The organism is Paenibacillus sp. HGF5 (genome assembly GCF_000204455.1).
Taxonomy (GTDB): Bacteria; Bacillota; Bacilli; order Paenibacillales; family Paenibacillaceae; genus Paenibacillus_AQ; species Paenibacillus_AQ lautus_A.
The window spans coordinates 1-10,386 of sequence record NZ_AEXS01000027.1; the positions used below are offsets into that span (position 1 = coordinate 1).

Sequence of the window (10,386 nt, forward strand, 5' to 3'; positions counted from 1 at the left end):
TCACGTCGCGAACCAGCGAGAACTGCGGAACCAAGTCATCCGGCGCTTCCGGACGATTGCCTTTATACGAGGCGAATTGCTCCGTACGGAATGTTTTTGAGCCCATATCCCAGCAGCAAGCCACATGGGTAGGCTGAAATTTATCGATGGCATCCCACATATACCGCAGGAAGCCGTAAATCGCGTTGGTCGGCACACCCGCTTTGGTACGGCGGATATAACCGCTGGACGCTGTTGCATAATAAGCACGAAATAATAAAGCCATCCCGTCGACGAGCATTAAGGATGGTTGTGGATTGGGTATCACGGTCATGATCGCTCCTAACTTTAACTTCTCTGGTGTAACCTTAAAATATACCTTGTCATTATACCATATCCTTATATGGGCTTGGGCTTGTCACAGGGTATTTCTTTGAATTTCCTATCATGGGCTGTTCGCAAAAAAAAGAACATTCCGATGGTCGAAAAACCATGGAATGTTCTGCCTTCATCAGCAGGACGACATCGTTACCGGCGAATGGCTGCCCTTCGGCAAACCGATTCCGCGACTCTCGTAATCAATCACTAGCCGCAGCCTGTCTTTTGTATCTGTCATGTCCCAAAAGCGACCGTTACTTCTGCCATCTCTCCTGATATTGCTCCGCTTTGAAGCCGACGGTTACTTTGCTGCCGTCGGTCACGATCGGACGCTTGATCAATCTTCCGTTGGAAGACAATAGTTCGATCTTCTCCTCATCGGAAAGGCCGGGCAGCTTGTCCTTCAGGTTCATTTCCTTGTATACCTCGCCGCTCGTATTGAAAAATTTCTTTAGCTCCAGTCCGCTCTTGGCGATCAGGTCGGCTAACTCATCTTTCTTTGGCGGTTGTTCGAAAATATTTTGAAGCTCCAGCTCATGTCCTTCGTTCTGCAGCCATTTCACGGCGTTACGGCAAGTCCCGCATTTCGGATATTGAAATACTTTCAGTTTGCTCATTCAATAGGTTCTCCCTCTAATGTTGTAGTGTTACATAATGAAGTGACAGCTTCTTGCGCGAGCGCTAATCTCAATGATTTCATGTCCTCAGGTAGCGGGGCCCTGAATACCATCGTCTTCCCCTCTATCGGATGCATCAGCGTCAGGCTTGCCGCATGCAGCGCCTGTCTGTCCATATAGCCGTCCAGCCTCATGATCGTTGCGGCTAACGGATCCAATGACCCGACGGCCCCATTGGAATCCTCATCCCTCTCCGGCGCGTCCGGTAACAATCCCTGATCGCTGTATAAAGGATGCCTGTACATCTGATCTCCGATCAATGGACAACCGATGCTTAGCATATGCACCCGAATTTGATGCGTCCGGCCTGTTTCGAGCTTCAATTCAACCAAGGATGCGGAGGGGTAAGTTTCGCATACCCTATACCGCGTAAGCGAAGGATATCCTTCCGGAGTTACGATGCGCCGGTGGGGCTCCAACGGATCCCGATCAATCGGACCGTCAATATCGCCTGTCGGCGAAGGTCTTCCATGCACAAAAGCGACATACCTCTTATCGACGGTGCCGGCAATCATTTGTTCGGAAACATGCTGATGAATATACGCATTCTTCGCGATCACCAGTACGCCGGAAGTCTCCTGATCGAGCCGGTGAACCGCTCTGAACCGGTAATTCCAGCCCTTCTCCTGCCAATAATGAACGACGCCGTTGGCCAGCGTGTCGGTATAATGCCCGTGCGTCGGATGCACGATGACTCCTGCCGGCTTGTTCAAGACAAGCAGATGCTCATCCTCGTACAGAATATGAAGCTCCATGGGCTGGGGCAGCATATCGTTGGAACGTTCCTGCTCCATCCGAATTTCGACCAAATCGCCCGCTTGCACTTTAACGCTAATATATACGCGGGTTCCGTTCAGCATAATGCCCTGCTCCGTCAATTTGAGGCGGGAGAGCAGCTTGCGGGATACCCCCATTCGTTTTTGCAAAATGGTCTTAAGCAGCATGCCGTCTTCGTGTGTGGGTACGACATAGCGGATTGGCGGATAGTACAGACCCATCTATTACCGGAACACCTTTCCGCTTCGCTCATATTCAACATCAGGTATCCCGGCATGCACATTGGCTGCCCGTGCGGCAACAAAGAAATAATCGGACAACCGGTTCAAGTACCGGCGGACCTCCGGATTGATCTCGGTGGTTCGCTGCAGCGTAACGGTCAGCCTTTCTGCGCGCCGGCATACGGTCCGGCATACATGCAGCGAAGAAGACAAGGCGCTTCCGCCCGGCAGAATAAAGCGCTCCAGCGGAGGGTTCTTCTCTTCGAATGCATCCAGCCACGCCTCCAGACGATCCACAAGCTCGGCACCGACCTTGAGTTTATCCTCCCGCGGCCTCGCATAAGCCAGATCCGAGCCGCAATCGAACAGTTCATGCTGGATTTGAACGAGCTGAAGATACAGCTCCTCAAAATCGGCTTCCTTGGCCAAACACACGGCCTGACCGACAAAGCTGTTCAATTCATCGATCGTGCCGTACGCTTCGATGCGCGGATCATCCTTAGGCACGCGACCTCCAATAATCGAAGTCTCCCCCGCATCTCCCGTTCTTGTATATACCTTCATCACATCTTCCTCCATTTCATATCTTGAACGAACACCATAACATCTTATTATGCTCACTATAGCATAATTTCGGATCGCGTTCCCGCTGCGGCCGAATAAACCCAAGGCCGGATAACGCCTTGAGGGAATGTGCTTTAGGTTGGCGTTTGGTTTTAAACACAAACAAGGCTGATCCACGAGTATCCTCACTCTAGGAACAGCCTTGCATTATTTAATGGTGACATATTTTAGAGTTTCTTTTTGGGATGGGCCTTCATATATTCGTTGATCTTCAGATCCAGCAAGCTGCTGATTTCGATCACGATTTCCGACGTGAAGGACTGCTCTTCCAAAAATATTTGCTCCATCTTCCGGCGGAGCATGTGAATTTCGTCTTCCAAGGTAATTTCCTGAGGAGTGGATTTGGCTGATTTAATTGACCATTTACCGTGATTATTGTCTTCAGCCGTATAATCACCACGGTAGTTTGACAATTCATAATCACAAAACACTGGTGATCCCTCCTTGGAAAGTAAAATTCTGCCCCCAAAATAAAATTATAACATAATTTTCGTCAATGAAAAGTGAATTTTTTGTTAATTCAAGGAAAAAGTTCAACGAATTCCTTGCCTACTTTATTTTTTCCACAAAATTGCCCATTCGCTCCAATGCCTCATTCAGTTGAGCAATGGATGTAGCGTAAGAACAGCGAATGAAACCTTCCCCGCCAAGCCCGAAGGCAGTACCCGGCACTGCGGCCACTTTGGCTTCGGTCAGCAATCGCTGAGCAAATTCTTCCGAGCCGAGTCCCGTTCCCTTGACGCTTGGGAAGGCGTAGAACGCTCCCTGGGGTTCGTGGCAATCCAGACCGATCTCCCGCAGCCCCTGCACAACGAGCCTGCGCCGCTGGTTATAGGATTCAACCATTCGGTCCTTCTCCCCCATGCCGTTACGCAATGCTTCAAGCGCGGCGACTTGCCCCATGGCCGGTGCACACATGACCGTATACTGATGAATTTTCAGCATGGCGGCAATGAGATCCGTATGGGCACACACATAACCCATACGCCAGCCGGTCATAGCAAACGCCTTCGAAAAGCCGCTGACCAGTATGGTGCGGTCCATCATGCCGGGCATCGAGGCAAAGCTGACATGCTTGCCTTCATACGTGAGCTCGGCATAAATTTCATCTGAAATCACAATCAGATCGTGCTTTTCCACCACTTCCGCAATCGGAAGCCAATCCTCGTAGGTCATGATCGCCCCGGTCGGATTGCTTGGATAGCAGAGAATCAGAATCTTTGATTTGGGCGTGATTTGCGCTTCCAGCGCTTCGGCCGTCAGTTTGAAATGATGCTCCGCCGTCGTTTCGATGCCGACGGGCACGCCGCCGCCGATTGAAGCGATCGGCGAATACGAAATGTAACACGGTTCCGGAATCAGAATCTCATCTCCGGGAACAATCAAGGCCCGCAGCGCCAGATCAATCGCTTCACTGCCGCCCACGGTAACGATGATTTCATTCGCAGGATTATAGGTCACATGGAAGCTGTCGTTCAAATATTCCGCGATCGCTTCCCTCAGCTCCGGCATGCCGGCATTGGACGTATAGCCCGTAAACCCGCGCTCCAATGAATATACGCACGCTTCTCGTACATGCCACGGCGTTACGAAATCAGGCTCCCCGACGCCTAGCGTGATAATATCCTTGTTTCCGCTGACGAGATCGAAAAATTTCCGGATTCCGGAGGGTTGAATATCCCTGACTCTAGGCGCCAAATAGGAGCTCATCGATTTCCTGTTATTTTCTGCAAGCTGCTGTTCGTTCAAAATCATAGCACACGCTTCCTTTACGGCGAGATCAGGAGACGATTGTCTTCTTGACGTTCTTCAAAAATAATCCCGTCTTGTTTATATTTTTTCAAAATGAAATTCGTTTTGGTCGATAAAACAGAATCAATAGGCGACAGTTTCTCGGAAACAAAATTGGCCACCTCGCGCAGGTTACCGCCTTCCACTTCGACCAGCAGGTCGTAGGCGCCAGACATCAGATAGACCGACTTCACCTGCGGGAACAAATAAATCCGTTCCGCGATTCCTTCAAAGCCTCTTCCGCGCTCAGGCGTTATCTGAACCTCGATCAGCGCCGTAACCTTCTCGTCCTCCACCTTGCCCCAATTGACAACGGTGGCGTACTTGACAATGACGTGATCTCGTTCAAGCTCCGCAATGGAGGTCTTTACTTCTTCCTCTTCTACACCGAGTAGAGTAGAGAGTAGAGCCGGCGATCTTCTCGCGTCCTCTTTCAGCAGGTCAAGCACCTTCAGTTTCAATTCGCTTAGCTCTTCCATGTACGTATCCTCCAGCACTTATTCCGAATAACCGCTCGTGACACACGGTTTTGTCGGAACAGAGATTAATACTTATATTACAATAACTTACACGGGATGTGCAAAAGAAAAAAACCGATGCATGCCCGCAGCGAAAGCTGGAGGTGTCATCGGCGAAATCGTTGCGTTAACCATAGGATGGTTGGGTTACATTACATATAAGGAGCAGGGGATACATTGGTTGCATGGGGCTCAACGTTCGGATTGTGCGCATACGCGCCCATGCTTGAAGTTTTTTGATTAATCGTTTCCCGAGTTTTTTGTACGGACTGCTGCGCTTGTTTATGCTGCTTGTCCACGTCGTATTTCAGCGCATGCGTGCCTGCGGTGTACATGTTCTGCTGCTTCATCATATTAAAGAATTCGCCTTGCAGGCTCAGCGTATCCGTGGTCAAATTGGTAAACATTTGACGCACGTCAGGGCAAGTGGCTTCCGTCGTGGCTGTTGTATATTCTCGAACGGCCCGTTTCAGCTCTCCCAGTATCGGGCTGAGCAAATCCTCTTCGGGCAGGAATGAAGATCCGTTAGGGGTTGCCATCGTAGTTCCTCCTTTGGGTTGTAGGTTATGCACTGTCCGCTTACTGCGGCTGGTTGGGCGCAACGCTGCTGTGGGTCTGAAGGGAGTTCACCAACATATCAAGATGCTGCTCATGTCGCTTGACGAATCCAAGCAGTGCCTGCTGAATGGCAGGGTTCTGACTGGCTGCCGCCGTAGCGGCGCAATGCTTGGCCAGCATGGTCTCGTTGGAGATGCAGTCCACGATATAATCCAGCTCTTTTGAAGTGAGAGGCTGTAATTGCTGATTGGGTGTCATACGGTTCGTTGTTCCCCTTTCCATTTAGGTTGACAGGATCTAGTATGCCACCGTTGTACAAATCTATGTCGCAAGATGTCATGAAATGCGGAAGGAACGACCAAACTAATTGCGATGTGACGAGGAGAGGGGATGGATCATGTTACTGACCGGCGGAACAACGCCCTGGAAATATTTAAATACCGAACCGGTAAAAAAATACCCCGCGCTCTCGGACCGGCTTAGCTGCGACGTGCTGGTCGTCGGAGGCGGTATCAGCGGTGCCCTGATGGCCTATGTCCTGAGCGTGCAAGGCGTCAACGCCATACTCCTGGAAAAAAATCGAGTATGCGAGGGCAGCACTTCCGCCAATACGGGACTGCTGCAAATCTCCAACGACTGTCCCCTTTCCGATTTGATTCAACATTTCGGCGAGGACCGGGGTACCGCCTTCTACATGATGTGCAGAAATGCCATACGTCGGCTCACTGAAATCGCGAATACGTTGTCAAGGGATTCCGGGTTGATCTCTCGAAGCAGCCTCTACTATGCCAGCAACCCTCAAGATATCGGCTTGATTCGTCATGAGTATGACCTCCTCAAACGCAAGGGCTTCGACGTGCAGTACTGGAACCGCGATGATGTGAAGGCTAAATTTCCGTTCTCAAAGGAAGCCGCCATCTATACCCGCGGCGATGCCGAAGTCAATCCCTACCGTCTCGGACATCATCTTCTTCAAGATGCCAGCGATCAGGGGCTGCAAATTTATGAAAACAGCGAAGTGAAAGAAACCAGGTATACAGACAACGATGTCACCGTCATGACGGATCAGGGAAGCGTTTCAGCCAAACACGTGATCTGGGCTACCGGGTACAGCACCCAAGAATGGAAGCCGGATTATCAAGTGGATCTCCTCAATACCTACGCCATTATGACCGAGCCTGTTCCCGATCTGTCTTCGTGGTATGAGCGGGCTCTCATATGGGAGACCGACCGTCCATATCTCTATTTCCGAACAACCCCGGACCGGCGGATCATGGCCGGTGGACTGGATGAGCCGCTGCCTCCTTCAGGCAAACCGGAGGAATACGCCGAGCCAAGAAGCCAGAGACTGCTGAATGAAATTCATAAGCTGTTCCCTACAATGACGGACCTGAAAATGGCATGCAGCTGGGCTGGCGTGTTCGCCTCCACCAAAGACGGCATCCCGCTGATCGGCAGACATCCGCAGTATCCGCACAGCTACTTCATCGAGGTTTATGGCGGAAACGGTATGGTTTACAGCATGATCGCCGCCGATCTCCTGGCCGAGACGATTGCCGGCAGAGAGCCCGAAGAACTGAAGTGGTTCTCGCTGAGGCGTCCGATCGACCTGAACTTCACATAAATTTAAGAAGGTATCCCCTAATAGGCCCAGCGACCTTGGAGATACCTTCTTTGCGTTTGTACGATTTGCCTCCGCGCCGCGGCTTACTATTTTAAAAAACGCCGCTGACCTGCGCTATACAACTTTCGCTCATTGCATGATCTCCCTGACTCACATCGTTGCCATCAGGCTCAGGCGGCTTGTCCTTTGGTAGGAAACAGCTTTCGTATGAACAGCCAAGATCCGATGGGGGACGCTCCCAGAAACAACAGCAGCAATGTTATCGTAAACGTATCCTGCCTGAATGACAGTACAAGAATGAAAACGAGCAAGCCCGTAATTCGGCCTATCGTCAGACTGAGTTCCCGGAGCACGACCAGCTCCACACGTTTCTCCACGTTTTCCTGATTCACGCCCATGAGATCGAAGCTGGCCGATATAGCCGGCATCATGTACAGCGGAATGAAGAGCGACGTCCCGATTCCCAGCACCAGCAGCGTAGTGTAGTTGACCGTAAACAGCAGCGGCATGATGACAAGCAGCATCAATACGGAACCAACCAGCATGCCGGTTTTACGGAATTTGGGCTTGAACCATTTCCCGCAGGCCCAGTAGCTGACCAGTGAAACAGCCGAAGTAATCAAAGCGAATTGCCCCAGCTTGGACTCCTGATCCGTCGCCACGAAAACAAGCAGCGTGATGAGAAAGGAGAACACGCCCTCCCGGATTCCCTGAACAGCCAAGCCTAATACCGCGTATTTCCAAACGCCGCCCTCCTTGAGGCGGCTTACCCCTTCCAGCCAGTGATAATCGCTTTGAACCGGCCTTTTTCGCAGAAAAAAGCTCATGACCACCGTCACGGCGAAGATGGCCATCGACACGGTAAAAATAAACCGATAGCCCTGATCCCCATGCATCAGCGTGATGATCCAGCCTGCCAGCCACGGACCGATAATCCCCGTTATGGAGCCCAAGAGCCCGATCCAGCCATTAAACCAGTCCCGGTTCTCCGCACTCGAAACCTCGAAATAAACCACATTAAAGGCCAACCAGAACAATCCTAAAGACACCCCGAACAGCAGGCCGAGGGGCCAAATGTAATGGACGGCGTCCCTCCCTGCCCACAGCACGCATAGATAAAACAAGCCGGACACGGCAATTCCCAGGCGAAGCGCATTCATTTTGTTATGCTCCTTCACCCATTTGCCGGCTGCCCAGAACGTCAGGCCAAGCGCCACCTGCTGCGCAATCGTGAACCAGCCGAGCATGGTGTAATCCTGGCGGCTTTTCCATAAGTATACATTGAGGAACGTACCCGACAATGCGCTCGATAGAATAAACAACCCATGAACCGATAACAGAAGCATAGCCTGGGGGTCCTTTGTCAACTTCATATACAGTTCCTCCCTTGCCCTTTCACTTGAAGTCCAAGGTATTTTACCCCTTCGCGCTCCACTTCATGAACAAAAAAAAGGAAACCGCCGCCGGCAGTTTCCTTAAGTCATCCGCGGGGTCGGCAACAGCGCCGCTCCGCAACTCTATTCCTTTTTATGGATAAAACTCTTGATCATCCGAAGCCGGTCGTTCTCTGACAAATTGTACTGCACATGGAAGCATCCGGGACATACATAAACGTTCAGATCATACGGAGGCTGCAGAATGGGAGCTTGGATCAAGGGTGCGTGAACCGGCTGGAAGCCTTCTCCGCTCACGCGCTGCGTTCCTGCATGAAGCATATACTCTCGGCAATGCAGACACTCGGGCACTTCCTCTTGTTGGTCCAGGATCCCCTCCACCGTCTCCTCGAATGCAAAAAGATCGTGATCTTCCCCGTACTTATCCACGGTGCGAAGCGATGACAGCGATTCATGGTCGGAGCCCCAGATGCGTTGAAGATCGCGCGCCTCCTCATCGGAAGGCTCATAAGTCTCTTCATATTCCTCCCCGACGTCATCTTCATCTTCATCTTCATCTTGCAATGCGATATTCAATGTGCGGTAGCCTTTAAGCTCATTCGCGCAGTGAGGACAGGTATCCTCGGGACCTATCTCCTCATCCCATACAATCTCACTTTGGCACCATGGGCAAACCGTCGGTTCCATCGGTCATTCATCCCTTTCTTTATTCAAACGGCCATGAATGGCCTTCTTTACGTTATTTTTATTGAGACATTAAGTATACAATACCCGCCACGAAAAAAATCATGGCTGCCGCAAACAATATCCGCGGTAAATATTTCATCGTTCTTTCCTCCCGAAGCCCTTAAGTAATGCTCGCTCCAATAATGTAAGACAAAGATACGGTGATAAGAAGCACGATCAAGCCCACTGCCCGATTATCCTTGCCGATCTCTTCATCGACCGAAAACACAGGCGTCAAGAACTCAAGCAGCCAATAAGCCAATAAAAGCAGTATAAACCCGAAGAACGACCATTTAATCATGCCGTAAATGGACGTATTAGCCGTGATGCTGTACCGCATCACGTTACAGATGCCAAAGACCTTGCCGCCGGTCGCCATGGCTGCGGCAACATTTCCTTTGCGTATTTCATCCCAGCAATTGTACTTGGTAACCAATTCAAAGCAATACAAGTAAACAATAAGTGCAAGTATCGCAACAGAGAAATAGCCGACGAGCACCCCAAGTGGATGGGTCAGCAAATGATCAATCGCTTCCGTCATTCCCTTATTTCCTCCCTGATATAAACGGGATGCGGCACCTTTCGCATCCCGTCGTTCTGAACCCTATTGTTGATATGTTATACGATTGAAGGAGAAAACGGTTCCTGATTTCTTACTTTCCTTATTTCAACTCGGCAATAGTTACGCCATTGCCGCCTTCGCCGTAATTGCCTAAACGATGGCTTTTGACATGTTTGTGCTTGCGCAAATAATCCTGAATGCCGGTTCGCAAAATGCCGGTTCCCTTGCCGTGAATGATGTAGATCTGTCCCAGATTCCCCAAAAACGCCTCATCAATGAACCGGTCCACCTCGATCAACGCTTCTTCCAGGTTCGCTCCCCTTAAATCCAGCTCATTCCGGATGTTGGCATCGCGGGTCCGCTTCAGGACGGTGGCATGCTGTTTCGGTGCCTGCTTGGCATTGGCGGCCGGATTCGACAGCAGCTCCAAATCGTCCAGCGCGACCTTCATCTTCATAATGCCAAGCTGAACGACGGCTTCCTTCGAGCCGGACATCTCCACGACATGCCCCTTCTGATTCAGGCTGTATACCCGAACCTCATCCCCGGGCTCGATG

The 10,386-nt window shown here is 50.9% G+C and carries 14 protein-coding genes; 1 reads left to right on the forward strand and 13 read right to left on the reverse strand.

Going from position 1 to position 10,386, the window contains the following annotated elements; translation table 11 throughout:
• From HMPREF9412_RS05170 to HMPREF9412_RS05210, 9 genes are all read right to left on the reverse strand, one after another.
• Positions 1 to 313, reverse strand: a 313-nt coding sequence (locus HMPREF9412_RS05170; RefSeq protein ID WP_009590297.1) for a 5'-3' exonuclease, incomplete at its 3' end; no start/stop codon positions are given.
• 298 nt (positions 314 to 611) lie between these two features.
• Positions 612 to 974, reverse strand: coding sequence for an arsenate reductase family protein (locus HMPREF9412_RS05175; RefSeq protein ID WP_009590306.1), 363 nt, complete (start codon positions 972 to 974; stop codon positions 612 to 614).
• The gene (locus HMPREF9412_RS05180) at positions 971 to 2,032 is read right to left on the reverse strand and encodes an RluA family pseudouridine synthase (RefSeq protein WP_009590295.1); all 1,062 of its coding nucleotides are present in this window, start codon (positions 2,030 to 2,032) and stop codon (positions 971 to 973) included. The genes HMPREF9412_RS05175 and HMPREF9412_RS05180 overlap by 4 nt, the downstream gene beginning before the upstream one ends.
• A gap of 3 nt (positions 2,033 to 2,035) precedes the next feature.
• Positions 2,036 to 2,596 carry a cob(I)yrinic acid a,c-diamide adenosyltransferase gene (locus tag HMPREF9412_RS05185; RefSeq protein ID WP_036659974.1) on the reverse strand — a complete coding sequence of 187 codons (561 nt, stop codon included), beginning with the start codon at positions 2,594 to 2,596 and terminating at the stop codon, positions 2,036 to 2,038.
• A 227-nt stretch (positions 2,597 to 2,823) separates the two neighbouring features.
• Positions 2,824 to 3,087, reverse strand: coding sequence for an aspartyl-phosphate phosphatase Spo0E family protein (locus tag HMPREF9412_RS05190; protein ID WP_009590300.1), 264 nt, complete (start codon positions 3,085 to 3,087; stop codon positions 2,824 to 2,826).
• 118 nt (positions 3,088 to 3,205) lie between these two features.
• Entirely contained in the window at positions 3,206 to 4,411 is a 1,206-nt protein-coding gene (locus HMPREF9412_RS05195) for an aminotransferase class I/II-fold pyridoxal phosphate-dependent enzyme (protein ID WP_009590296.1), read from the reverse strand.
• A gap of 14 nt (positions 4,412 to 4,425) precedes the next feature.
• Positions 4,426 to 4,926, reverse strand: coding sequence for an Lrp/AsnC family transcriptional regulator (locus HMPREF9412_RS05200; RefSeq protein WP_009590307.1), 501 nt, complete (start codon positions 4,924 to 4,926; stop codon positions 4,426 to 4,428).
• A gap of 191 nt (positions 4,927 to 5,117) precedes the next feature.
• A complete protein-coding gene (locus HMPREF9412_RS05205) occupies positions 5,118 to 5,504 on the reverse strand; it encodes a spore coat protein (RefSeq protein ID WP_009590302.1) in 387 nt (128 codons plus the stop codon).
• Between the two features lie 40 nt (positions 5,505 to 5,544).
• Positions 5,545 to 5,781 (reverse strand): hypothetical protein, encoded by a 237-nt coding sequence (locus HMPREF9412_RS05210; protein WP_009590298.1) that lies wholly within the window; start codon positions 5,779 to 5,781, stop codon positions 5,545 to 5,547.
• 139 nt (positions 5,782 to 5,920) lie between these two features.
• On the opposite strand from HMPREF9412_RS05210, the gene HMPREF9412_RS05215 reads away from it, so the two are divergent.
• Positions 5,921 to 7,147, forward strand: coding sequence for an NAD(P)/FAD-dependent oxidoreductase (locus HMPREF9412_RS05215; protein WP_009590294.1), 1,227 nt, complete (start codon positions 5,921 to 5,923; stop codon positions 7,145 to 7,147).
• A gap of 170 nt (positions 7,148 to 7,317) precedes the next feature.
• Here the strand turns inward: HMPREF9412_RS05215 and HMPREF9412_RS05220 are convergent, their stop codons facing one another.
• The 4 genes from HMPREF9412_RS05220 to HMPREF9412_RS05235 form a co-directional block, all read right to left on the reverse strand.
• A complete protein-coding gene (locus tag HMPREF9412_RS05220) occupies positions 7,318 to 8,526 on the reverse strand; it encodes an MFS transporter (protein WP_340970156.1) in 1,209 nt (402 codons plus the stop codon).
• 138 nt (positions 8,527 to 8,664) lie between these two features.
• On the reverse strand, positions 8,665 to 9,228 hold the full coding sequence (locus HMPREF9412_RS05225) for a hypothetical protein (RefSeq protein WP_009590304.1): 564 nt from the start codon (positions 9,226 to 9,228) through the stop codon (positions 8,665 to 8,667).
• A gap of 160 nt (positions 9,229 to 9,388) precedes the next feature.
• On the reverse strand, positions 9,389 to 9,808 hold the full coding sequence (locus HMPREF9412_RS05230) for a DUF350 domain-containing protein (RefSeq protein WP_009590305.1): 420 nt from the start codon (positions 9,806 to 9,808) through the stop codon (positions 9,389 to 9,391).
• Between the two features lie 121 nt (positions 9,809 to 9,929).
• Positions 9,930 to 10,386 (reverse strand): Smr/MutS family protein (locus tag HMPREF9412_RS05235; protein WP_009590308.1); only part of this gene is annotated, 457 nt, incomplete at its 5' end.

Coding starts and splice junctions, on each gene's coding strand:
- HMPREF9412_RS05175 (WP_009590306.1), bottom strand. CDS start 974: ATGAGCAAACTGAAAGTATTTCAATATCCGAAATGCGGGACTTGCCGT.
- HMPREF9412_RS05180 (WP_009590295.1), bottom strand. CDS start 2,032: ATGGGTCTGTACTATCCGCCAATCCGCTATGTCGTACCCACACACGAA.
- HMPREF9412_RS05185 (WP_036659974.1), bottom strand. CDS start 2,596: ATGAAGGTATATACAAGAACGGGAGATGCGGGGGAGACTTCGATTATT.
- HMPREF9412_RS05195 (WP_009590296.1), bottom strand. CDS start 4,411: ATGATTTTGAACGAACAGCAGCTTGCAGAAAATAACAGGAAATCGATG.
- HMPREF9412_RS05200 (WP_009590307.1), bottom strand. CDS start 4,926: ATGGAAGAGCTAAGCGAATTGAAACTGAAGGTGCTTGACCTGCTGAAA.
- HMPREF9412_RS05205 (WP_009590302.1), bottom strand. CDS start 5,504: ATGGCAACCCCTAACGGATCTTCATTCCTGCCCGAAGAGGATTTGCTC.
- HMPREF9412_RS05210 (WP_009590298.1), bottom strand. CDS start 5,781: ATGACACCCAATCAGCAATTACAGCCTCTCACTTCAAAAGAGCTGGAT.
- HMPREF9412_RS05215 (WP_009590294.1), top strand. CDS start 5,921: ATGTTACTGACCGGCGGAACAACGCCCTGGAAATATTTAAATACCGAA.
- HMPREF9412_RS05225 (WP_009590304.1), bottom strand. CDS start 9,228: ATGGAACCGACGGTTTGCCCATGGTGCCAAAGTGAGATTGTATGGGAT.
- HMPREF9412_RS05230 (WP_009590305.1), bottom strand. CDS start 9,808: ATGACGGAAGCGATTGATCATTTGCTGACCCATCCACTTGGGGTGCTC.